General features: G+C 71.9%; 20 protein-coding genes. 12 read left to right on the top strand and 8 right to left on the bottom strand.

Annotation, left to right across the window (positions count from 1 at the left end; translation table 11 throughout):
• Positions 1-166: 166 nt before the first annotated feature.
• Positions 167-724 carry a DoxX family protein gene (locus ACWCXB_RS07715; protein WP_450720120.1) on the bottom strand — a complete coding sequence of 186 codons (558 nt, stop codon included), beginning with the start codon at positions 722-724 and terminating at the stop codon, positions 167-169.
• A gap of 192 nt (positions 725-916) precedes the next feature.
• On the opposite strand from ACWCXB_RS07715, the gene ACWCXB_RS07720 reads away from it, so the two are divergent.
• The 3 genes from ACWCXB_RS07720 (at position 917) to ACWCXB_RS07730 (ending at position 2,121) form a co-directional block, all read left to right on the top strand.
• Positions 917-1,339, top strand: a complete 423-nt coding sequence (locus ACWCXB_RS07720) for a DUF350 domain-containing protein (RefSeq protein ID WP_450720122.1) — start codon at positions 917-919, stop codon at positions 1,337-1,339.
• A gap of 176 nt (positions 1,340-1,515) precedes the next feature.
• Positions 1,516-1,710 (top strand): hypothetical protein, encoded by a 195-nt coding sequence (locus ACWCXB_RS07725; RefSeq protein ID WP_450720124.1) that lies wholly within the window; start codon positions 1,516-1,518, stop codon positions 1,708-1,710.
• A 144-nt stretch (positions 1,711-1,854) separates the two neighbouring features.
• Positions 1,855-2,121: a DUF6381 family protein gene (locus ACWCXB_RS07730; protein WP_450720126.1), complete on the top strand. Its 267-nt coding sequence runs from the start codon at positions 1,855-1,857 to the stop codon at positions 2,119-2,121.
• 6 nt (positions 2,122-2,127) lie between these two features.
• Here the strand turns inward: ACWCXB_RS07730 and ACWCXB_RS07735 are convergent, their stop codons facing one another.
• The gene (locus ACWCXB_RS07735; protein WP_450720128.1) at positions 2,128-2,628 is read right to left on the bottom strand and encodes an ATP-binding protein; all 501 of its coding nucleotides are present in this window, start codon (positions 2,626-2,628) and stop codon (positions 2,128-2,130) included.
• Positions 2,629-2,630: 2 nt separating this feature from the next.
• Positions 2,631-3,029 carry an STAS domain-containing protein gene (locus ACWCXB_RS07740; RefSeq protein ID WP_450720130.1) on the bottom strand — a complete coding sequence of 133 codons (399 nt, stop codon included), beginning with the start codon at positions 3,027-3,029 and terminating at the stop codon, positions 2,631-2,633.
• Positions 3,030-3,191: 162 nt separating this feature from the next.
• Between ACWCXB_RS07740 and ACWCXB_RS07745 the strand changes: the two genes are divergently transcribed.
• The gene (locus ACWCXB_RS07745) at positions 3,192-3,635 is read left to right on the top strand and encodes a hypothetical protein (RefSeq protein WP_450720132.1); all 444 of its coding nucleotides are present in this window, start codon (positions 3,192-3,194) and stop codon (positions 3,633-3,635) included.
• Here the strand turns inward: ACWCXB_RS07745 and ACWCXB_RS07750 are convergent.
• Entirely contained in the window at positions 3,610-4,656 is a 1,047-nt protein-coding gene (locus ACWCXB_RS07750) for a DMT family transporter (RefSeq protein ID WP_450720134.1), read from the bottom strand. The two genes, ACWCXB_RS07745 and ACWCXB_RS07750, sit on opposite strands and share 26 nt — an antisense overlap.
• A 155-nt stretch (positions 4,657-4,811) precedes the next feature.
• On the opposite strand from ACWCXB_RS07750, the gene ACWCXB_RS07755 reads away from it, so the two are divergent.
• Entirely contained in the window at positions 4,812-5,708 is an 897-nt protein-coding gene (locus ACWCXB_RS07755) for a LysR family transcriptional regulator (RefSeq protein ID WP_450720136.1), read from the top strand.
• Positions 5,709-5,795: 87 nt separating this feature from the next.
• Positions 5,796-6,260 (top strand): Crp/Fnr family transcriptional regulator, encoded by a 465-nt coding sequence (locus tag ACWCXB_RS07760; RefSeq protein WP_450720138.1) that lies wholly within the window; start codon positions 5,796-5,798, stop codon positions 6,258-6,260.
• 63 nt (positions 6,261-6,323) lie between these two features.
• On the opposite strand, the gene ACWCXB_RS07765 is transcribed toward ACWCXB_RS07760, so the two are convergent.
• From ACWCXB_RS07765 to ACWCXB_RS07780, 4 genes are all read right to left on the bottom strand, one after another.
• Entirely contained in the window at positions 6,324-6,617 is a 294-nt protein-coding gene (locus ACWCXB_RS07765) for a DUF1876 domain-containing protein (RefSeq protein WP_450720140.1), read from the bottom strand.
• A 146-nt stretch (positions 6,618-6,763) separates the two neighbouring features.
• Positions 6,764-8,431 carry an acyl-CoA dehydrogenase family protein gene (locus tag ACWCXB_RS07770; protein ID WP_450720142.1) on the bottom strand — a complete coding sequence of 556 codons (1,668 nt, stop codon included), beginning with the start codon at positions 8,429-8,431 and terminating at the stop codon, positions 6,764-6,766.
• The gene (locus ACWCXB_RS07775; protein WP_450720144.1) at positions 8,421-9,071 is read right to left on the bottom strand and encodes a TetR/AcrR family transcriptional regulator; all 651 of its coding nucleotides are present in this window, start codon (positions 9,069-9,071) and stop codon (positions 8,421-8,423) included. The genes ACWCXB_RS07770 and ACWCXB_RS07775 overlap by 11 nt, the downstream gene beginning before the upstream one ends.
• A 147-nt stretch (positions 9,072-9,218) precedes the next feature.
• Complete coding sequence (locus ACWCXB_RS07780; RefSeq protein WP_450720146.1) at positions 9,219-9,605, bottom strand: hypothetical protein; 387 nt, start codon at positions 9,603-9,605, stop codon at positions 9,219-9,221.
• Between the two features lie 874 nt (positions 9,606-10,479).
• Here ACWCXB_RS07780 and ACWCXB_RS07785 point away from each other — a divergent pair.
• The 6 genes from ACWCXB_RS07785 to ACWCXB_RS07810 all read left to right on the top strand — a co-directional run bounded on the left by ACWCXB_RS07785 (position 10,480) and on the right by ACWCXB_RS07810 (position 23,419).
• Positions 10,480-10,692 (top strand): hypothetical protein, encoded by a 213-nt coding sequence (locus tag ACWCXB_RS07785; protein ID WP_450720148.1) that lies wholly within the window; start codon positions 10,480-10,482, stop codon positions 10,690-10,692.
• 45 nt (positions 10,693-10,737) lie between these two features.
• Entirely contained in the window at positions 10,738-13,362 is a 2,625-nt protein-coding gene (locus ACWCXB_RS07790; RefSeq protein WP_450720150.1) for a LuxR C-terminal-related transcriptional regulator, read from the top strand.
• A 217-nt stretch (positions 13,363-13,579) separates the two neighbouring features.
• Entirely contained in the window at positions 13,580-14,536 is a 957-nt protein-coding gene (locus ACWCXB_RS07795) for a peptidoglycan-binding domain-containing protein (protein WP_450720152.1), read from the top strand.
• 64 nt (positions 14,537-14,600) lie between these two features.
• Positions 14,601-15,566 (top strand): hypothetical protein, encoded by a 966-nt coding sequence (locus tag ACWCXB_RS07800; protein ID WP_450720153.1) that lies wholly within the window; start codon positions 14,601-14,603, stop codon positions 15,564-15,566.
• A 27-nt stretch (positions 15,567-15,593) separates the two neighbouring features.
• Positions 15,594-19,811: a hypothetical protein gene (locus ACWCXB_RS07805; RefSeq protein WP_450720155.1), complete on the top strand. Its 4,218-nt coding sequence runs from the start codon at positions 15,594-15,596 to the stop codon at positions 19,809-19,811.
• The gene (locus tag ACWCXB_RS07810; RefSeq protein WP_450720157.1) at positions 19,808-23,419 is read left to right on the top strand and encodes a hypothetical protein; all 3,612 of its coding nucleotides are present in this window, start codon (positions 19,808-19,810) and stop codon (positions 23,417-23,419) included. The genes ACWCXB_RS07805 and ACWCXB_RS07810 overlap by 4 nt, the downstream gene beginning before the upstream one ends.
• Position 23,420: the final 1 nt, after the last annotated feature.

Genomic DNA, 23,420 nt, shown 5'->3' on the forward strand with positions numbered 1-23,420 from the left:
CCGTGCGTGGTGTGGAGCCTAGACACCTCCACCACACCGGAGGTCTTCGCCATGATCAAGACCCAGCACTGTTAACAACGCTCGTGATCAATACAGCTAGGGCCTGTCCGGGCCGGTCGAACGGACAGGGCCCAGGGCCTGTCTTCCGAATCAGCGGATCAAGGGGCTAGCCCGCGTCGCCCTCACTGCTCGGGGCACCCTCACTGCTCGGTGCCTCGTCCGCCTGGTTGCCGGCCCGCTTGCGGAGGACCGCCGCCGCGGCCAGCGCGCTGCCGATGAAGGCCACCGCCACCGTCCATGCCTGGTCCAGGCGGTGGTCGGTGACGTGGTCGAGGGAGTAACGGCCGGGTCCCGCCAGCCCGATGGCAGCCGCGGTGAAGCCGAGGAAGGCCGGGTATTCGTAGCCGCCGGCGTGGGCGAAGAACCCGGCAGGGAAGTGCACGGCCACCGCACCTGCCATGGCGCCCGCCGCTGCCGCCCCGGCCGCCGGGGTGGCCAGCCCGACGGCGAGCAGTGCTCCGCCGCCCGCCTCGCCCAGCCCCGCGGCGATGGCGCTCTGCTTTCCCGGCCGGTAGCCCATGGCCTCCATCGCCTTGCTCGTGCCTTCGAGTCCACCGCCCCCGAACCAGCCGAAGAGCTTCTGTGCGCCGTGCGCCGCGAGGACCGTTCCGGTCCCCACGCGCAGGGCGAGAAGGCCGAGGTCACGTCGGTTGAGGCATGCCATGAGGGTCTCCTGGTGCGGGACGGCGTGTACGTCTCCCACTCTCGGTGCCGGGCGGAGCCGCAACTCAGTGTTGCTGGGCCGACCGGGTGACGGGGTCGGGGGGAGGCGTGCCCTGGGGTGCGCGCAGACCGTGCGATACATTTTGCCGCGCCTTGACCACGATCATCTTTCGATACGGAGACTGGCTTCTCAATGACGGACATAGTCAACGGACTTGGCCGGGCCACCGCATACGGTGCCCTCGGCGTGGTCCTGCTGATCCTCGGCATCGTCCTGGTGGACGTGCTGACGCCCGGCAAGCTCGGCCGGCAGATCTGGGAGGAGCGCAACCGCAACGCGTCGGTTCTGCTGAGCTCCGCGCTCCTCGGCATCGGCGGCATCGTCTTCACCTCGATCTGGACGACGTACGACGACTTCGGCAAGGGCCTCGCCTCGACGGCCGCGTTCGGTGTGCTGGGGTTGGTGCTGATGGCCGTGGCGTTCCTGATCGTGGACCTGGTCACGCCGGGGAAGCTGGGGGCGACGCTGGTCGACCCGGAGCCGCACCCGGCGGTGTGGGTGACGGCGTCCTGCAATCTCGCGGTGGCGGCGATCGTCTCGGCGTCGATCGCCTGAGCGGGCCGTACGGGCCGCCGGCGGCTGACGACGGGCCGGAGTGTCGCGACGGCGATACCCGGTCCGTCGCCGTGTCGGCACGCACCGTATCCGTACTCACGTCGGGCTGCACTTCGGGCGATACGGGTTGATGCTGGTAGTCAGCCTTTCGACACCGGATCGCCCCGGAGGCACAAATGACGCAGGACAAGAGCGCAGAGCCGGAGAGCAAGCGGGCGCCGATACGGATCTGGACCGGATCGGAACGCCCGTTCGACCCCGAAGACCTGGTGATGGCGTCCGGCCGCGAGCCGACGCCGGCGAACCTGGAACGCGCCCGCAAGGAGATAGCAGAGAAGGGCGCCGCGGCGCTGGAGCGCTACCTGCCCTGACGGGAACCCGCCGTCCGTGCCGCCCGGCCGGGGGAGCGGCGGCGACGGACGGCCCTCCCCATGACCGTCACGCAGAGCGATGACATGTGATGCGGATGTCACCCTGCCGTGTTTGCCTGGCACATGGCCCCGAAAGGAGGAGCCATGACGCCAGCAGGTGAACCCGTCAGGACGCCCGAGGAGCTGCGGGTGATGGCCGAGGAGCTGAGCCGCGGCGCGGAGCGCTGCAACGATCCCGAGCACCGGGCGCGGCTGCGCCGCAAGGCGGAGCAACTGCGCGACGAGTGCGCGGGCAAGGGCATAGGCCCCGGCGACGCCGGCAGCGCCGACGGTATCGAGTACAGCAACGGGACCCCCGCCCCTGGCGCGCGTGCACGGCGTCCGCGGCCCCACCGGAAAGGCGGCGCTTGACAGGGCCTACACATGGCGGGGTGCCGTGATCTCGGCCCACACCCTCTTGCCCGTGCCGTGCGGCGTGGAGCCCCAGGCGCGGGCGAGCCGTCCGAGCACGATCAGCCCGTGGCCGCCGGGGATCGCCGGGTCCGCATGGGGGCGGGGATGGGGAGGGACCGGGCTCGCGTCGCTGACCTCGATACGCAGCCGCTCGGCCGTGCAGTGCAGCACCAGCTCCTGTGGCCCGTCGGTGTGCAGACAGGCATTGGTGACGAGCTCGGAGACGACCATGAGGACGTCCTCCGCGACGGCCCGCCACTCGGCCGCCTCGTCCACCTCGTACGCCTCGTACGCCGTGTCCGACTCCAGCCAGGCGTACGGCTCCTCGTCCGTACCCCCGTCCGGGATCCACCCCCAGTCGGCGAGCGCGGCACGGCTGAAGTCACGACAGCGCCCGACAGCGCCCCCAGGCCCCGACAATGCGAGTCTGCGGGTCTGCCCCTGCGCCGGAAGGGCCGCACTCACGGCTACTCCTGCCGACGCTCCGCCAACGCCTCACCGAGGCTCGCATACCGGGGAAAGACCGCCCCGGCGCCCGTGATGGCAAACATCCGGGCGACCTGGGGCCGCAACGCCGCAAGCTCCACCCCGGCATCCGCCTCCCGCGCGGCCAGACGAGCCTGCAGCAGCACGTTCAGACCGGTCGAATCACAGAACAACAACCCGGAGCAGTCGACCACGATCCGCCGCGCACCACCGCCAATGGCCTCGTCCAGGGCCGAACGCAACGGATCGGCCGTGTCATGGTCGAGCTCACCCGCAACCGAGACCACCACGACCCCCGGCCCGGGCCCCGGCCGCACCTCCACACCGAACCGACCGCCTGCGCCGGCACTCCCCGGCCATCCGTCCCCTGCTGACCCCATGCCCCGTTCTCCTGGTCCGTGCAGCCCCCCGTGACACCCCCGACTATGACACCGCCCACCACTCCCCGCTTCCGCCGTCCGGCAACCGGCCCACCCGCACTCCGATGACTAGGCTGAATACGGGCCCTTCCTTCCCATGAGCGGCGAAAGCTGGCGTACGCGATGAACTCACCCCGTGACTTCGAGCTGGTGGCTGTGACGATCCAGGTGGAGGGCCGTCCCGACATCCCGGTACCGCTGCCTCCTGAGGACCAGGGCGACCCGGACGACGAACGGCCGCGGCCGGCCCCGCTCACGCTCAGGGAAGGCACGGAGTTCCGGGTGCGACTGGCGTTCTCCGTCCGCTGCCGGCACGACATCGAAGGGCTCAGGGTCATCGACGAGCGCAGCAGGCAGGGGGTGACCATGACCCACAGGGAGACGCTGCTGGGTGACTACCGGAGCGGTGGCCCCTACGAGGTCGTGCTGCCGGCGGAGCATCTGCCGACCGGACATCTGGCACGTGACGTGTATCAGGTCACCGGCACGTTCGTGGACAAGGAAGGCCAGGAGCTCGGGCGGGAGACCCACAGCTTCGAGATCACGAAGGACTGGCCGCCGCAGTGACGGACGGCGCTTCCCCCGGTCCCTCCGCGTCCCGTCCCTCCGTGTCCGGTCCCTCCGCGTCCCGTCCCTTGGCGTCCGGTCCCTCGGTGGCCGGCCCCTTGGCGTCCACTGCGCTCGCGTCCGTGTACTTCGCGTCGCGCCTCCGTGTCATGGCGACGCCGACGAGGACGACGACCATGCCCGTGACGACCCGGAAGCCGATCTGCTCGTCGAGTACGACCGCCCCCAGCGCCACCGAGACGACCGGCAGCAGATAGCCGACCGTGGCGGCGCTCGTGGCGCCCTCGTCGGCGATCAGGCGGTAGTTGAGGTAGAACGTGAGCCCGGTGCCGAAGATCCCCAGGACGGTGACGGCGATCAGGGCGGCCGCGTCGGGGCGTACGGCCGTGAGCCCGCCCCCGGCGGGCACGGCGAGCGCGCTCAAAGCGCTGGCGGTGACGAGCTGGGCCGCGGAAAGGGCGATGGGGGCCGTGCCCCTGCCGGTGAGCTTGCGGCCCATGTACGCGAAGGCGACGGCGTAGCTGGCCGCGGCCGCGAGGAGGGCGAGGGCACCCCAGCCGATCAGACCGCTCTGCTGCCAGGGCGCGAAGATCAGCAGCGTGCCCGCGAAGCCGAGCAGAAGCCCGCCCAGCCGGACCGGACGCAGGGCGCCCCCGCGTTCCGTGCCGATCGCGATGCCGATCAGCAGCGACCACAGCGGAGTTGTCGCGTTGAGCACGCCCGCCACTCCGGAGTCGACGGTCTGCTCGCCGATGCTGAACAGGAAGAACGGCAGGGCGTTGCAGAAGAAGGCGGCCACGACGAGACGGCCCCAGGTCGCCCGGTCGCGCGGCAGTCGTTGCCGGGCGGACCAGGCGAGCGCGAGCAGGACCGCCGCGCCGAGCACGCAGCGGGCGACGGTGATCTGGAGTGGGGTCAGGCCGTGGTTCAGGGCCAGCTTGATCCACAGGAAGCCGGACCCCCAGAGCAGGGCGAGCACGCCCATCCGTACCGCTGTTCCTCGCCCGCCGCCGCTCGTCATGTGGTCTCTCCCCTGCCCGCTGTTGCTCGTCGACGCCCATCGCGTTCGTCGCGTTCTTCGCCTTGGTCGCGTTCGTCGTGCTCGCAGGTAACGGTCACTCACCTGACTCGGCAGGACAAGTGAAATGTTCTGCATGAACGATTAACCTGTCCTACATGCTCGATGTGAGGCGGATGCAGGTCCTGCGGGCGGTCGTCAGCACTGGCTCGGTGACGGCGGCGGCCACCCGCCTCGGGTACACGCCGTCCGCCGTCAGTCAGCAGATCGCGGCCCTGGAGAAGGAAGCAGGCATGGCGCTGCTCGAACGGGTCGGTCGTGGCGTCCGGCCCACAACGGCCGGGCTCCTGCTCGCGGAGCACGCCGCCGCGATCAGCCGCCAGGTCGCCGAGGCGGAGACGGCGCTGGCCGATCTGCGCGAGGGGCGTACGGGGCGGCTGTCGGTCCGCTACTTCGCCACGGTCGGCGCACCACTCGTGGCCCCCGCGCTCGCCCGTCTGCGCCGTGACCACCCGGGCGTGCAGGTCGACCTGAGGCTGATCGACCCCGACGACCCCCTGCCGGACGTCAAGCAGGGCCGGGCCGACGTGGCCCTCGTCGTCCGCACGCACGGCCGTCCCGTCGACGGCATCCGCCTGGAGCATCTGCTGGACGATCCCTATCGCGCCGTCCTGCCCAAGGGCCATCCGCTCGCCGCGAAGCGCGTGCTCGACCTGGCCGATCTCGCCGACGAGCCCTGGGTGGGCAGTGAGTGGCCCGGGCCCTGCCTCGATGCCGTGCTCGACGCGTGCTCCGCCGCCGGTTTCGCCCCGGAGTTCGTGGTCGAGAGCGAGGACTACGCCACGGCGCAGGGGTTCGTCGCGGCCGGGCTCGGCATCAGCCTGATCCCGCTGGTCGGGCTGCGGAACGCGCATCCCGGCGTCGTCGTGCGCAAGGTGCGGCGCCCGGAGCCGGTGCGGGCCATCCACGCAGCGGTACGGGAGTCCGCACCGGCCCAACCCGCGCTGCGGGTCCTGCTCGACGCGCTCAGGGATGCCGCGGCCGCCGGCACATAGCGCTCCGGGCGCGATCCTGAGCACCGCAGACCGCGTGCGGCCGTGCGACGCTTGAGGTGAGCCGGCGCTCGGAACGGAGGCCCAGCGATGAGCGACTACTCTTCCATCCGTATGACAGCCGCCCTATCGGCCGAGCATCGTGGCCGACTGCTGGAAATCGCCGACGAGGTCAAGTTCGCCGAAGGGGCCCACGTCTTCGAGGAGGGCCGCAGGGCGGACCGCTTCTGGATCATCAGGTCCGGCACGGTCACCCTTCACATGGCGGTGCCGGGACGGCAGCCGGCCGTGATCGAGAACCTCGGCTTCGGTGAACTCGTGGGCTGGTCGTGGCTGTTCCCGCCCTATGTGTGGCAGCTGAGCGCCGAGGCGATGACGCCGGTCCGCGCCCAGGAGTTCGACGCGGTGACCGTACGCATGATGATGGACGCCGACCCGGCGTTCGGGTCCGCGATCGGGCAGTGGGTCGGCAGAGTGCTCGCGCACCGGCTGCACGCGGCGCGGATACGTCTGCTGGACCTGTACGCCCCGTACGGCAGCGGTTACACCCTCTGACGGCCGGGCCGTACGCGCGCAGATCTGGCTCGCAGCTCTGGCTCGCAGCTCTGCGTCGCGGCCTTACGTCGCGGCCTCGGGCCAGCCATAGGGGACGAGCCCGTCCTCCGGTCCGGCCCCGACGCTCTCGAGGTCGCGGTTCGCCACGCGCATCAGCTGGGTCGCGAGGTCCTTCATGGCACGGCTCGCCGCGAGTTCGTCGCCGATCTCCGGGACGTCCACGTCCTGGGGGTTGCACCGGGCGACGCCGTGGCCGGTGTAGGTCGTGGTGCCGGTTTCCAGCACGGCCCGGGCCCTCGTCGTACCGTCCTCCTCGACGAGGACAAGCCCGACCTGCCACTCCAGCCTCCGGGTCATGGCGTACCTCCTCACCCGCTCCCCACGGGCCGTGCGCCGCCGCGCGGGGGTCCTGTCTTCAGGATCCCCCCGCACGGCGCCGTCCGCGTCCCGGGAGCCGGTCGGGGCTCAGGCTCCGGTGCCCGGCTCAAGCTCCGGTGGCCGGCTCAGGCCCAGGCGCCGGCGCCCGGCAAGCGGGCGATGATCCCGGCCCGGTCGACGCCCGTCGGCAGCGTCCCGAAGGCCAGCCCCTGGTCCCCACCCAGCCGGGAGGCACAGAACGCGTCGGCGACGGCGGCAGGGGCGTGGCGGACGAGCAGCGAGCCCTGGAGCACCAGCGCCATCCGCTCGACGAGCCACCGGGCGCGCAGCTCCGCGTCCTCGCCCGGCCGCAGTTCGTCGCGCAGCCGTCGCCAGGCGTCGTCGAGGCGGCGGTCCGCCCCGGCGGCGGCCGCGATCTCGGCGCCGAAGGCCTCCAGGGAGTCCGGCTCACGCGTCAACGCGCGCAGGACGTCAAGGGCGCCGACATTGCCCGAGCCCTCCCAGATGCCGTTGAGCGGTGCGTCCCGGTAGAGCCTCGGCATGCCGGACTCCTCGACGTAGCCGTTGCCACCCAGGCACTCCAGCGCCTCCGCGACCATCGCCGGCTGGCGCTTGCACACCCAGTACTTGGCGACGGCCGTGGCCAGGCGCAGGAAGCTCCGCTCGTGCTCGTCGCCGCGCTGCGCCCGGTCGACCGCGCCCGCGACGCGCAGTGCCAGGGTCGTCGCGGCCTCGGACTCGATTCCGAGATCGGCGATGACATTGCGCATCAGCGGCTGGTCGAGGAGTTGCGCGCCGAACGCCGAGCGGTGGCGCACATGGTGGGCGGCGAGGGTGAGCGCGGTGCGCATCCCGGAGGCGGAGCTGAGGATGCAGTCCAGGCGCGTCATGGTGACCATCTCGATGATGGTCCTGACCCCACGCCCCTCGGGGCCGACCAGCCAGGCCACGGTGTCGTCGAACTCCGGCTCGCTGCTGGCGTTCCCACGGTTGCCGAGCTTGTCCTTCAGCCGCTGGATCCGGAAGGTGTTGCGGCTGCCGTCCGGGAGGACTCGGGGGACCAGGAAGCATGACAGGCCGCCTTGTCCCTGGGAGGGGGACGCCTGGGCGAGGACCAGGAAGATGTCGTTCATCGGCGCGCTCGTGAACCATTTGTGGCCGCGCAGCCGCCAGGTGCCGTCCGGCTGCGGGACGGCGACCGTGGTGTTGGCTCGTACGTCCGAGCCGCCCTGCTTCTCGGTCATGCCCATTCCGGCCAGCAGGCCCGGCTTGCCCTCGGGGGCGCGCAGCCCGGGGTCGTACACCCGGCCGGTGAGCAGCGGCTCGTACGTGGCCGCCAGCTCCGGGGCGTGCCGCAGGGCGGGGACGACGGCGTACGTCATGGACACCGGGCACAGATGGCTTTGATCGGTGAAACCCCACACCATCAGGCCGGCCGCGCGCGCGACGTGGGCGCCGGGCTTGTCCTCCGCCCAGGGCGTGCCGCCCAGGCCCTCGCGGATGGCCACGTCCATGAGGGCGTGGTACGAGGGGTGGAAGTCCACCTCGTCGATGCGGTTGCCGTACCGGTCATGGGTGCGCAGCACCGGCTCGTACCGGTTGGCCTCGTCCCCCCAGCGCCGCGCCTCCTCCGAACCGGCGAGCCGGCCCAGGCGGTGCAGGTCCTCCTCGTACCACTCGGCGCCCTCGTTCCGTACGCCCTCCAGCAGGACCGGGTCGTCCGCCACGTCGTGTCCCACGAGGGGCGGCACCTGGTTGGTCACCTGGTGGGTGCGTACGGGATTACTGCGCATCGGAGTCCTCCAACTCACGGGGCGGCGCGGCTGGCGGGGCACCCGCGCAGCGCAGGGACATGGCGGCGAGCTCGGCGACCAGACGGTCGCCGTCGGCCCCTTCGGCAGGCCCGGACAACGGATCGACGAGCACCTCACCGATCGCCCCGGTGAGCGCCGCCGCGGTGACCTCCGGGTCCTGCTCGGGCAGCAGTCCGGCCGCGATGCCCTCCCGGACCACTTCGGCGAACATGCTGCGATAGCGCCGCCGGAACTCCAGCCGCTCGGACTCGACGGCGGGCTCGGACGGCGCGGCGAGCAGGGCATACGCCACGCCCCGGCTCTCCAGGGCACGTCTCGCGAAGACGGTCACGCCGTGCGTGAGCCGCTCGACCGGATCCCCTTCGCTGTCGCGCAGCACCTCACCGAGGACGTCGGCCTCCCGCCCGGCAGCCCGGCGGAACACCTCCACGGCGAGCGCCGCCTTCGACGCAAAGTGCTGATACACCGACCCGACCGACATACCTGCCGCCGCGGCCACCGCGGTCACGGATGCCTGCGACCAGCCCATTTCGGCGACGACAGTGATCGCCTCGTCCACGAGCCGCTCACGGGCGGCGGTCAGCCGGTCCTGGACAGCGGGGGTCTTGCGATAGGCCATGGGAAGAAGTGAACCATCGTTCAGCACTTCACGCCAGGGGGCCGGCAGTCGTTCGCCGACGAAACGCCCTGACGACTCGCCACAGGAAAACGGGCCCGGTGGTGATCCGGGCCCGTGGCCTGTTGTGTCGACATCAGCTATGTGCGCTCACCGGCCGCGACCTCCGCCGCCGCCGTCGCCGCCGCCGTCGCCGCCGCGACCGCCGCCGTCATGGCCATCGCCGCCGCGACCACCGTTGTCGTGGTCGCCGTTCCCACCACGCCCGTTGTCGTCGCCATTGCCGCCACGCCCGTTGTCGTCGCCATTGCCGCCACGGCCGTCGTCGTCGTTGTCGTAGTCCCTGTAGTCGTTGTCGTAGTCGTCATCGTCATCGCAGTCGTCGCTGTCGTCCCACCCGCTGTACCGCCAGTCCGAGCAGCTGTAGTGATCCCTCAGGTCACTCGAGGCATTCGCTCCACTGACGGGTATCACGCCGATGGCCAGCCCTGCGGCTGCTGCGGAGACTGCGGCAACGATCCTGCGGCGCATCTTCATGCACCTCCGAGCAATTAGTTATAAATTGGACTTTCGGGTCATTTCCACCCTCCTCCTTCACTGGCCCACTGTCAACGAAACTGTCGACGGGGAGAGGACAGGAGCGGACGCCGCACCACGGAAGGGAATTGGGGAAGTGCACGGGTCGCGACCGTCCGCCGCGCCCACTCGGCTTGCAAGGAATGGTTCGCGCGCCGATCGCACATTCCGAGCGAGGGCGCTCAACCAATCGGGAATTCACGGCAACTGGGAACCGGTCAGGCAATCCGCGCCCGTCACACTTTTGACGCCAAATGAATGCGGGGTCACTACTGCGTGTCGACGGCGGGGAAGCACGCCGTAATGTCCGTGCTGCAAGGCATCCAGCGAGCCGGAAACAATCAACGGGCCGTGCCGGACTATTCCGACATGACCCCTGACCTGCGACTTCGCAAGTCGGGACGACAGGATTTGAACCTGCGACCCCTTGACCCCCAGGAGTGAGGACCAAGGTGATCACCACGATAAAACGGACTAATTCTGGGCATGAGTTGTGCGTGAACACCCAGGCCGCTCGCCACCGCGCACACCGTGTGGTCCCCAACTGGTCCCCAAATCCCTTGTGCTAGCAGGCCGGCTCCTGCTTGCACATGTCCGGTCCGGCCGCGTGCGGGGTGGGGAGAAGCCGTCCATCCAACGGCGCTGGTGACGAATTCAGGGGCCGCTGGTGTGCTCGTGGCGTATTTCTAGTACGGCATCAGCAATTGCGTACGCCGTGGGGACCACTCCGGGGCAGCGGACGCGGGCTGCTGCTCGACCAGAGCGGGCGTGCGTGCCGGGGATGAGGTAGCCCCCTACTCGTGCGCCCCCGCCCCGCTCGCGCCACCGTGGCCGCATGTCCGCGCCGAGGGATCCGCGCGAGGATGCGCTGGCCAGGCTGCCTGCGGGGTATGCGCTGGCGTTGCGGCTGCGCAATGCCGAGGTGGCCGATGAGATGATCGCCGCTCGGCTGGGCATTGAACTCGAGGCGCTGGGCCCGCTGTTGGCGTTGGCGGAGGCGAAGCTTGCCGCATTGCGGCACAGGGCGCCACCCTCCGAGGCGACGTAGCACGTTTCGGCCTGAAATAGCGGCCCATCGTCCTACCATTCGCGCATGGGGCGGGACTGGCCGTTGACGGGGCGGGCCGAGGAGCTGCGTTTCGTTGAGGCGGCGATGCGGCGTAGGGATGGGGCCCGCGGGATGGTTCTGGCGGGGGCCTCCGGGGTGGGCAAGACGCGGCTGGCGTGGGAGGTGCTCGCGGCGGCCGAGCGGCGTGGGGCCAAGGTGGTGTCGGCGAGTGCGACGGCCTCCGCGCGGGCGCTGCCGCTGGGGGCGTTCGCGGGGGTGCTCCCTTCCCCGGCCGCGGATCCGGCGGGGGTGGTGGCGCAGGCCGCCGAGGCGTTGGTGGCGGGGGCCGGCCCGGGCGGTGCGGTGATCGGTGTGGACGATGCCCATCTGCTGGATGATCTGTCGGCGTTGCTCGTCCATCAGATGGCCGTGCGGGGGCAGGCCGCCGTGGTGGTGACCCTGCGCAGTGGGGCGCCCGCGCCCGACGCGGTGACCGCGCTGTGGAAGGAAGGCCATCTGGACCGCCTGGAGCTGCAGCCGCTGTCGCAGGAGGAGACGGCCGCGCTGCTCGAAGCGGTCCTCGACGGACCCCTAGACCGGGCGGCGGCGTCCGCGATCTGGGAGCTGACCCGGGGAAACGCCCTGTTTCTGCGGCAGTTGGTGGACAGCGAGCTGGAGGCGCTGCGGCTGTGGCGGACCGAAGGGGTGTGGCGCTGGTCGGGGCGTCCCGAAGTCTCCCCCAGCCTTGCGGAGTTGGTGGATGCGCGGATGGGGCGGCTGTCCGATCCGGTGCAGCAGGTGGTCAACCTGCTCGCCCTCGGGGAGCCGCTGGGGGTGGCTCTGCTGGGAACGCTGGCCGACGCGGAGGCGATCGAGCAGGCCGAGTCGGCGGGGCTGGTCCGCATCGACCAGGACGGCCGACGGCTGCAGGCCCGGCTGGCCCATCCGCTCTACGGCGAGCTGCAGCGGGCCCGTCTGGGCCGGCTGCGCACCCGCCGACTGCGCGGGCTCATCGCCACCGCGCTGGCTGCCACCGGAGCGCGCCGCGCCGAGGACGCGCTGCGTCGCGCGGTGCTCAGCCTCGACTCCGACCTGCCGCCTGATCCGGTACTGCTCACACGGGCAGCGCAGCGGGCCATCGCCCTCTTCGACCTGTCGTTGTCGGAGCGGCTGGCGCGGGCCGCGGCCGCGGCGGGCGGCTTCGAGGCCCGGTTGTGTCTGGCGTACGCGCTGTCCTGGCAGAACCGGGCCGCGGAGGCCGATGCCGAGCTCTCCGCCCTCGCCGAGTACGCCTCCAGTGATGGCCAGCGGCTGACGGTGGCGGTGCCGCGCGCGGCGAATCTGTTCTGGCCGGGACGGCGTCCGGACAGCGCCCAGAGCGTCCTGGACGAGGCGGTGCGCGACATCACCGACCCCGGGGCGCTGCGGGTGATCGAGGGGGCGCGTGCGGCGTTCCACGCGTTTCTGGGCCGGCCGCACGCGGCCGTGGAGTGCGCCCGCACAGCGCTGGCCAGCGGGGAACTGCCCGACCAGGCCCTGCTGTTGGCCTCCTTCGGCCACGTGGCGGGCCTGTGCGACCTGGGCCGTGCCGACGAGGCGGCGGCCGTAGCCGCGCGGGCCTATGCGGCGGCGGCCCGCTCCTTCGATGCCGCGGTGCCCGGGTATGGCCTGTGCGACCTGCACATGGCCGGGCTGCGGCGGGCAGGCCGGATCCATGAAGCGCAGGCGATCGCCGAGGTCCGGGCAGCACAGGGCGCCGAGGCGACCGGGATGCTGCAGCTCATGGACGGCGCGCTCAGCGGGCATGCCGCGCTGTACGGCGGCCGTCTCGCCACCGCGATCAGGGCGCTGCGCGAGGCGCGGGCCGGTCTCGCGCCGGTGGACACGCAGGGCTTCGCGTACCGCTGTCTGATGAGCCTGACCCAGGCGCTCGCCATGTCCGGCCAGCCGGAACAGGCCCGCCGCGCGCTGACCCGACTGGAGCGCGAGCGGCATCCCGGCCTGGTCCTACTGGACCCCGAACTGCTGCTGGCGCGTGCCTGGGTGGCCGCCGCCGAGGGCGCGCTCGGCGAGGCGATCACCGAGGCTCACCGCTCGGCCGAACTGGCCCGTTCGCACGACCAGATGGCGCACGAAGTCTTCGCCCTGCATGTGGCGGTGTGCTTCGGCGACCGTACGCTCGCCGGCCGGCTGGCCGAAGCGGCCTCCGGCATGCAGGGGCCTCGGGCCGCCGCGGCCGCGGCGCAGGCCGCCGCCCTGGCCGCCGACGACGGGGCGGCGCTGCTCGAGGTCTCGGCCCGCCTGGCGGACATGGGGGATGTCCTGGCGGCGGCGGACGCGGCCGCGCAGGCGGCGTCCGCCCACACCCGGGCCGGACTCAATGCCGCCGCCCGCAGCGCCGCGACCCGGGCCCAGCTGCTCGCCGCGGCCTGCGAGGGCGCCCGCACCCCGACGCTCGCGGCGGCGGTACGCCCACTGCCGCTGACCGGCCGGGAGCGCGAGATCGTCACACTCGCGGCGCAGGGCCTGTCCAACCGTGAGATCGCCGACCGGCTCGGCGTCTCGGTGCGCACCGTGGAGGGCCATCTCTACCGCGCCTACGCGAAGTTGGGCACCACGCAACGCACGGAACTGTCCGCGCTCCTGGCCCCGGTGCCGCCGCGCGATTGAGTGGCCGCACGGCGGTGCCCGGTGCACCCGCGAGAGGCAAGGCCGCCGGGCCCCAGTCCTGGCGCGAGCCACCACCCGGCGAAGTCGAGTAGCCCGCTACTCGTGTCCCCCCGCACCCCCCGGCCCGACCCTGCCACTCAGGCCGTGCGGGGGCGGCCGGGAGCATTCGGGCTGCCGGTCGACGCACACCCCCGTGCCTGCCCGAGGAGCTGGGGCCATGCATGCCAGTGTCGCCGACGCGTTCACCGCGTTCACCGTCCCCCTCGAGGGCCGGGTGCGCTTCATGTACCTGGACAGCAAGCAGCTGGTGACCACCGGGATCGGAAACCTCCTCGATGCCGACGACCCCGACGCCATCGGCAGCAGGGCGTATCTGCAGGCATACGCCTACGACTTGGGCTGGACGTTCCTCGCCGGCGGCGGCAACGCCTCCCATGAGCAGATCGACGCGGAGTACGACACCGTCAAGGCGAGTGGCACCGCCGAACTGCCCATCGAGGAGCGCGAGGCGATCACTCGGCTGCGTATCTCCGAGGAGACGATCGACACCCTGGTGCGGGACAAGCTCTCCTCCAACGAGGCCTATCTTCAGGGCCGACCGGCCCTGGGCAAGCTGGCGGACTGGCCCGCCGACGCGCAGCTCGCCCTGTTCAGCATGGCCTGGGCGCTGGGGCCTGGATTCGACTTCCCGCATTTCCTGGACGCGGTGGCCGTCGGTGACTGGCGTACCGCGGCCCGTGAGTCCCATATGAGCGAGAGGGACAACCCGGGTGTGCGGCCCCGCAATGTGCGCAACGGCCTGCTGTTCACCCTGGCCGACTGGATCGCGGCGCCCGAGCCGGGCGACTTCTCGGTGCTGGTGTACGACCCGTCGCTGTCGCTGGCCGACAACATGCGTTCCGGCCGGTTCCCGGTTCCCTTGACGTTGGACATCGGTATCCAGACGGCACTGGAGCTGCTGTCCGAACGGCTCAGCGAGCCGGCGTACGACCCCAACGGACTCGACGGCGCCTTCGGGCGCGGCACCCGCAATGCGCTGACCCGCTTCCAAAGGGACCAGCACCTGCAGCAGACGCCGGACGCCAAGGGCGTCGACGGCGTGGGCGCCGAGACCGTGGCGGCACTGGCCGCGCTCCTCGACGAGCAGGGCATCGGCCGCTGGCCGGACCGTTGAGGCCACACATCGGCCGCCGCGACGCACCAGCGCCGGACACGACCACGACTTCGGGGGAGCAGACATGGCCGACGACCGCACGGACGACAAGTTCACCTTTCTCGGGCAGCCCGTACGCCCGGGCCAGTGGGTCAGTTCCGTCATGGCCCAGGTGCTGACCGCCGTGGAGCAGGATCTGTGGCAGACCTGGACGGACCAGGGGCAGCCCGAGGGCGGCTTCCTCGCCTGGGCCGGGCTCAATGAGCCCCTCATCGGCTGGCGTTCGGGCCACGCCTTCCACGGGTCGGGGTCGGCCGTCGATCTGAACTACGACCAGAGTCCGTACATCGTTACCCGCACCGGGCGCGGGACAGGGCAGATCCTGGGCGGCGAAGCGGGCACGCTGGACGCCGAGAGGGTGCGCCGGCGGGCCGTCGAGGTGTACGACCGGGCCGTCTCCTTCTTCACCGGCTCCGGGCAGCCGGCCAATGTGAGCATCCGGGTGCGCGACAGCATCGAAACCACGTACGACCGTTTCAAGTTGGTGTCCGACGCCTTGGCTTCCTATCTGTGGTGGGCGGTCTCGGCGCAGCCGGTGCACATCGAGCGGCCCCCAATCCCCGACGTGGAATACCTGGATGCCTGGGACAGTGCCTTCGAGGCGATCGGTGGGGACGAGCGGCCAATGAGGCCCGAGGACGCCATCGCGCAGATGGAACAGAACCTGTACGCGGATTCCGACTGGCTGGCCCTGCATCCGGATCTCCCGGGCGCGGAGGAGCTGTACTGGCAGATGCTGCGCGACTACGAAATGGTCCGGGTGCCGATGCTGTTCGGCAGTCCGGCCCAGCCGGTGACGGTGACCCGCAACCCCTGCCGGGGCTTTCTCCCGCTGCGCCGGGAGCTGGTGTGCTCCCTGGTCAACGTCGGCAACAAGGTGCTGGCCGGCCGGGGCCGGATGCGCTGGGGCGCCAGCGACTTCGGCCCGCACGAGAGCGGTGACGTCATGCACTTCGACCTCGGCGGGCATGTGGGCCACGCCCCCGTGTGACCGGCCCGGCCCCAAAGGAGTTGGACGATGACGCTCAGCGGAATGCCGGGCCGCCTGGCCGTGGTCGCCCGGGGCGAGGGACGCCTCGATGTGTTCGCGCGCTCCGGCCAGGACACGCTGCACCACTGGTGGAGCGACGACGGGTCCGCCTGGTGGGGGCCGGCGGACCTGGGCGGCATGCTGGCCGGGGATCCCGTAGCGCTGTCCTGTGATGCCGGGCGGCTGGACGTGTTCGCGCGCGGCGGCGACGGGCGGCTGCAGCACTGGGGGTGGGACGACGCCGAGCGCCGGATGTGGGGGCCGGAGACCCGCGAGGAGTGGCGTCTGGTGCACGACCCGGTCGCGGTGGTCCGCGAGCCGGGCCGCATCGATGTGTTCGCGCGCAGCGGCTCGGATCAGCTGCGGCATTGGGCGCTGAGCGGCATGGTGTGGGAGCCGGTCGAGGACGTCGACATCTACGTGTACGGGCAGCCGGTGGTGATGGCGCGGGCCCCGCGTGATCTGCACCTGTTCGCCCGGGACGGCTCGGGCGGACTGCTGCACCTGGCGTGGGCGCCGCCGTGGGGCATGGACACCGTCCTCGTCGAACGCCTGGGCGGCACGGTCACCTCGGTGCCACGCGCCGTGTCGTGGGGCGATGACCGGCTCGATGTGTTCGCTCTCGACCCGGAGGGCCGGCTGCAGCACTGGGGGTGGGACGGCGACCCCGCACCGGGCCGCTGGTACGGGCCGGACACGCAGGTCCCGGGCCAGTTCGACCATGTGCCGCCGGTGTTCGGCTGGGACCGCGAGCACGTCGAAATCTTCCGGACGCAGCGCGGCGAGCTGTGTCACCTGTGGTGGCACGCCCCCGGACGCACCTGGGTGGAGGGCACGATTCTCGACCGCGCCCCGGTCGGCGAACCGGCCGCGGTGATCCGCCAGGGCCAGTTCACCCTGTGCTGGCTGCTCCCCGACGGGAGCCTGCTGCGCTGGTGGTACGACTTCATCGACTGGCGCTGGGAGATCGTCGAGCCCACACCCGTCACCCTCGCGCCGCCCGGCACCGACGCGGACTGGCTCACCCCCCAACCACCCATGGTCAAGGCGCTGTTGATGCGCCCCGACGACCTGGTGGTGATGGGCGTCGACTGGACGCACTACCGGCTGGCCGACCCGGGCACCCAGGCCTCTCCTCCGGTCCTGGAGTCCACGGCCGCGAACGCCGAGCTGACGCTGGTCCTGCCGCCGCAGCACATCGGCGAACAGACCGCGCCCGCCTGGCAGCACGGGGTTCCGCTGACCCCGCCGGAGGATCCCGGCAAGACCTACGGGTACGGCGTGTGGGGGGCGCGGCTCGCCGAGGCGAGCCGCATCGTGTTCGTCCCCGAAGCGAACGCTCCGGGCGGGGTGCGCCGGGTCGAGCTGAGCGTGGAGGGCGTGCTGGGGGCGCTGCGCGGCGCCACCGTGGCGGCCGGCTCGGATGCCCGCGGCGAGGGCCGGACGGCCATCGAGCTGCCCTGGAAGCTGGTCATGTCGCCCGTGCCCCGCTCTGACGACACCGATACCGACACGGATACGGATACGGATACGGCGGCTGCGCGCGTGGTCTGCGAGCACCCCACCCGGCCGCTGCAGGCCGCGTCCTCCGGCGCTGTGGGCCTGTGGCGCACCCGACTGCGCTCCTCAACCGTGGCGAAGGACGCCACGGATGCCGGTCTGCTCCTCGTGCCACACAGCGCCGGCCGAACCGACCCGTTCTCCGTGCCACTGGGCCAGGCGATGCGCCGCCTGGTGCGCCACCACGGGCCGGCGAACGTGGAGCGCCTCGAACTGAGCGCGCTGGGCGGCTCGTTGACCGCGCACGGCACCTGGTCGGACTTCGCCTGGGACCACGAGGCGGTCCTGGGCCGGGACATGCGGGTGCGTACGGCGCTGAAGGGCATCCTGTACCCGTTCGGCTTCCGAGTGGAGTACACCGAGATCAGTGACCGCGTCTTCGACCCCTACGAGGGCGACCCGATCGCCGTGCTGCGCAAGCAGTACACGCTCACCGTCACCGACCCGTTCATGGGGCCGATCGAGGACGCCGAGCACCGGCGCGCCTTCCCGTTCACCGACGTGGAGCTGCTCGGCCGGGTCTTCTCCGGCGTGAACCCGCCCTCGGCGGAGGAGTGGACGACGGCACGCAGGCCACGGGCCGATCTGGCCGGCCTGCAGAACGGGCTGGCCCGGACCGAGGAGGAACTGCGGGAGCTGCAGCGCAACAGCGGCCTATGGGGCTCGATGGGCGACGCCCCGCAGCTGGAGGACCTCGCCCAGCAGGGCGTGGAGGAGGCACAGCAGTACCTCGGCCTGTTCACCAGCGCCCAACTGCTGCGCGAAGGCATCGCCTTCTTGCAGAGCGCTCCGGACGATCCGCTGCCGGTGTTCTTCCTGCCGCGCGCGGCAGACTGCCAGCCCGTGAGTTTCCCGGTGCGCTGTGCGGGGCCCGGCGGCGAGCTGCGCATGTCCCTGCCAATGCTGTTCGTCAGCGACCAGCAGCTGCCTCGAACCCCGGTGTGGGAGGCGTACGACACCCTGGCGGATCCGGTGATCGAGGAGGCGCTGCGCACCGAGTACGCCGCCCATGACCGTTGCGTGGTCGATCTGGCCGGGGCCCAGAAGCTGGACCTGGTGGGCAGCGGTCAGCCACAGAGCAGCGATGTGCAGGAGGTACGCCGCCTCAACCTCGTGCCCGTGCGCCAGGGCCGCTCCTTCCGGCCGCGCCTGGGCCCGCCGCGCCCCGCCCCCGGAGCCGCCGAAGAGGCGGCCGGGCCGTTCAAGGTGTGGGCGTTCGAGGCCGGTCTGCCGGGCTTGCGCACCCTGCTCGGCGAGGACAGGTCCGCCTTGTTCGCCTTCAGCCGGGACCTGCTCGCCCAGGGGCCCGCCGCGGCGATCGCTTACGACATCGTCGGCGTCATGGAGGACGCGGGAGACGACGCCGCGGTCGAGGTCATCGGCCGGTCGGTCGGCCTCGACTTCACCCGGCAGACGGACCGCTCGGGCGGCCTGATGGCCCCCGTCGTCCAGGCCGACGCCGTCGCCCGGGCAGCCGGTCTGGTCTCGGCCGCCGGTCTGCGATCCCTCGACGCCCGGGACCTGTTCGCCGAGGGGGCCACCCTGCTCGGCTTCAGCCTGGCCGATCTCGTACGGCAGGTCCCGGGCGCTCCCGTGATCACCACGGAGCTGCCCGACCATGCGCCGCCCACCGTGACCATGGCCTGGCAGGAGGTCACGCTCGCCGCAGCCGATCCCCGGACCGGCGCCGCGGAGCAGCCCTCGCCGTTCATCAAGGCCAGGGCCGGCGTGGATCCCAAGCTGTGGCTCACGGTGGTCAGTTCGGGCACGGTGACGACCACCACCTGCACCGTCACCGGCTTCGGCCTGCAGATCCCGGCCGGCCAACCCCTGCTCCAACTGACCTTCGACAAGGTCGAGTTCACCCAGGAGGCGGGGCGAGCGCCGAACCTCGCGGTCACCGGCGTGAACGCCACCTTTCTCGGCGATCTGAAACTTCTGCAGCTGCTGCAGGAGAAGGTCGACCTCGGCCAGGCCGCCCCCGCCGTCGACGTCTCCCCCGCCGGCATCACCGCCCGCTACACGCTGCCGGTGCCGGACGTGCAGTCGGGGGCGTTCGTGATGCGGGGCCTGAGCTTCAGCGCCGCGGTGAAGGTGCCCTTCCACACCGATCCGGTCTCGGTGGCCATCGCCTTCGCCTCCCGCGAGCGGCCCTTCAATCTGAGCGTGCTGGCCTTCGGCGGCGGCGGATACGCCGAGCTGGAGGCGACCCATGAGGGCCTGTCCCGGCTGGAGATCTCCCTGGAGTTCGGCGCCACCGCGGCCGTCGACTTCCTCGTCGCCTCCGGTGAGGTGCATGTCCTGGGCGGCATCCGCTACGCCCTCATCGACGGCCGGGCCACGCTCACCGGGTTCGTGCGGATCGGCGGCAGCATCGAGGTGCTCGGCCTGGTGTCCGTCTCCGTCGAGCTGATGATTTCGCTGGACTACCGCAGCGACGGCAACCGTCTGGTCGGCCGGGCCACACTCGTCCTCGAACTCGACCTGACCCTGTACTCCGACTCCGTCGAACTGGACAGCGGCGAGTGGGTCATCTCCGGCGGCGACGAACAACACCCGGCGGTGTACGGGGTGTTGGACGCGGCGGAGGAATCGGGGCCGACCGCCGCACACTGGGCGGCCTATCGAAAGGCGTTCGCGTCATGAGTGAGCTGCTGTGGGTGGCGGTGCCGGGTGGGCGCACGCCCGGCGGTGCGGCGGTGCTGCGGGCGGTGATCGTGCCCCGCCTCGACGGTGGCCCGGCGGGCACCCTGCAAGGCGCCGGTTTGGCCGACTGGCCGGCGCTGCTGGCCGGCTGCACCCTGGACGTCGAGGTCGCGCCGGAGCCCGGCGCGGCCGGCGAGCTGGTGCCCGGTGTCGTACGCCGCGACGGTGAGCAGGTCCAACAGGGCCTGTGGCAGCGGTTCTTCGCGCCCGGCACGACGGTCAAACCCTGGCAGGCCCGCGCCGCCTACCCCACGCCCGACGTCACACAGACCTCCGCCCACCAGGACACCGTCAGCAGCCTGTACCGCGACGCCGCACGGGCCGGCGCCGCACCCGAGACCGTCGAGGCACACCTGCGCGCGCTGGCGGTGCCCGCCCCCGAGGCCGTCCACGAACAGCCGGCGCCGCCCGCACAGGAGCCGCCCGACTTCCATCGCGCGGTGTCCTTGCTGCGCGAGCATCCGGCCGTGCTGCGCGCACTCGGCCTGATCGTGGAGTTCACGCTGCCCGCCACGGAACTGCTGGGCCGGGCAGCCCAGTCCGGGAGTGCGGTGCTGCGCATCCGCTGCACGCCCGGGCCGGAGCTCGAGCGCGGGCCGGTCATGGCCTGCCCGCAGACACGCTACCTGCTCACCTCGCGGCTGTTCCTGCCGGCGCCGCGCGACGGCTCCGAGATCAGCGCTGGTCTGGTACCCCTGGCCGGGGACGACTGGCAGTTCGCCACCTTCGACGTGGCCACCGGCCTCGACCGGCTGCAGGACGCGGCGCGCGCCGCACAACAGTCCCGGGACGGCGCGGCCACGCTGCCCGCGCTGCGCTCCGCGGGGATCAGCCTGCTGCACGTCAAGCGGTCCGAGCGGTTGCGGCAACGCACCCGCTCCGCGCAGCTATCTGCCGTACGCAAGTCGCTGGGCGACGCCGAGCTGTACGCGGACGACCTCCTGCTCGGCTACCGCGTGGACGTGCGCATCAGCGACGGCGCATGGGCTTCACTGAGCCGCCGCCGGGCCGCCTACTTCGCCGACGCCGACCATCCGATCACCGCGCCGGACGAGGAGGAGGGCCAGATCAAGGCCAACGGGGCGGTTGTCGACCGCAGTTCCGGCACACCGACGCTGCGCACCGACGAGGTGGTCGCCCGCTGGAACGGCTGGAGCCTGGTGTGCCCGCCGCCCCGCTTCGACGCACCGCCCCCCGACCTGGCCGTCGACCGGGCGCCGCTGCCCTTCGCCTTCCGCTGGGAGTTCAGCCCGGTGGGCCTGCCCGAGCTGCGGTTCGGCCGCGAGTACGAGATGCGCATCCGGGTCGCCGACCTGGCGGGCGGCGGGCTCACGCTCGATGAACCGGGCATCAGCGAGGGCGCCTCCCCGGAGGTGCTCTACGCCCGCCATGAACCCGTGCTTCCGGCCGAACTAGCCGTACCCACAGGACTGTTGACGAGAGGCAAGGGCACCGGCACGGACGTACTGAAACCGGAAGCGCTGGGGCCGGGCGGCATGCTGGACCGCCTCATCGTGCGCAGCGATCCGCAGGCCGAGCCGGCGCTGCCGGCGGAGTCGTTCACCGCCGGCTATCCGGCCAACGACCGGCGCATGCTGCTGCCCCCGCCGGCTTCCTTCCAACTCGCCGAGCAGCACGGCGCCTTCGACGGCCACACCGACGAGACGTGCGCCGCGTGGCTGCGCCGTGCCACCGCCCCGTGCACCTACACCGAGGACGGCACCTACAGCTGGCTGCCCGACCCCGCCTGCGAGGGCGTCGCCGCCTACGTGCGCGAGGAGCCGGGGATGGCGTCCGGCGGCGCCTATGCCGAGAAGGCCTGGGCCGTCCCGGACGGCCGCTGGCCCGACTTCCGCGCCAAGACCGTCGTCCTGCACCCGGTCGCCGCCGGACAGGCCGGCCACGCTCCGGTGGAGTGGACCGACAACGGCGCCACCCTCGCGGTCAAGCTGGAACCGGGCCGGCAGATGCGTCTGGAACTGACCTCGTCACTGGCCAACCAGGAGATCATCGACTTCGAAATGAGCAGCTGGCTCGAGCTCGACCGCCACCAGCACGAGCACGAGCACAATGGCGACGGGCGGACAGGCAAGGAAGCGAAGCCCGGCGGTGAACAGGCCGCGCTCGATCTCGGCGAGGTCATCGACCTGGTCCGCGACGGCCGCCATCCCATGGTCAGCCCGGCCCGGACCCTGCACCTGGTGCACGCCGTACGCCGCCCGCTCAAGGTCCCGCACGCCGCGCTCCAAGCGCAACGCACCCTCGGCGCCACCCACACCGACCTCGTCGACACGGACACCACGCACACCCTGATGAACGTCGACGTGGCCAGCTCCGCCCAGCTGGACCTGGCGGCCGCGTGGACCGAGTACCGCGACGATGACGCACAGGGCCCCGGCACAGCCCAGCTCACCGAGCAGGTGACGTCCGTCCGCCTCGACCTGACCGCCACCGAAATCCCCGCGCTGCGACACCAGTTCACCGACACCCGCCACCGCAGCATCCGCTACTCCCTGACCGCGCTGACCCGCTTCCGTGACTGCTTCGCCCCACCTCCGGGCGACGGCGTCGACGAGACCCCCTACCGCGCCACCTCCGCCGAGCTGGGCCCGGTCAGCGTCCCCAGCTCGGCCCGGCCCGCGGCCCCGGTGGTCCTGGCCGTCACGCCCGCCTTCCGCTGGGAGGGCCGCGAACTGGAAGCCGGATGGCAGGAGTTGAAGCGGGCCCGGTACGGCGGGCGGCTCCGTGTCGAGCTGGCCCGGCCCTGGTACAGCTCGGGCGAGGGCGAGCGCCTCGCCGTCCTCGTCGCACCGCCGGAGGCCGAACCCTCCGACGTGCGGCGCCCGTACGTCACCCGGGTGCGGCGCGACCCGATCCATCCGACCCCGCTGCCGCCGACGGATGCCACCGCGTTCATGTTCACCGGCTCCGCCCTGCCGCCCAGCCGCTACCCGACCCTCCCGCTCGCCGAGGCCCTCGAACAGGTCACCGCGATCCCATATGAGGTGACGTACCAGGGTGAACTGGGTCGCTGGTGCGCGGACATCGAACTGCCGGTCCCCGCGGCCGCCTCCTACTGCCCCTTCGTGCAGCTGGCCGTGGCCCGCTATCAGGAGGCCAGCCTGCCGGGCCTGGAGCTGTCCACCGTCGTGCGCACGGAGATGGTGCAACTGCTGCCGGACCGCACCCTGCATGTGCGGCGCTCCGCAAGCGGTATCGGGGTGCTCCTGGAGGGCCTCGCCCCCGAAGGGATGGCCACCTGTGTGGTCGCCGCCCTGGAGCAGTGCCCGCCGGGCACGGCAGGCGAGTTCACCACCGCGGGCGAACAGCCGCTGCCCGGCTGGCAGCGCGTGCCCGGCCAGCAGGTCGTGGGCCCCGTCGGCCTGTGGCTCGCCGAGCTGGTCCCGCCGCCGGGACCGGTGCGCCTGGTCGTCCGCGAAGTCGAACGCGTCTCCCTCGACGCAGGCGTACCGGAGGGCGACGCCCCGCCCGCCGTCGGCCTCGCCGAGCGCACGGTCTTCATGGACGTCATCCCGCTTTCACCGTGAG

The sequence above is a fragment of the Streptomyces sp. NPDC001514 genome, assembly GCF_053597075.1.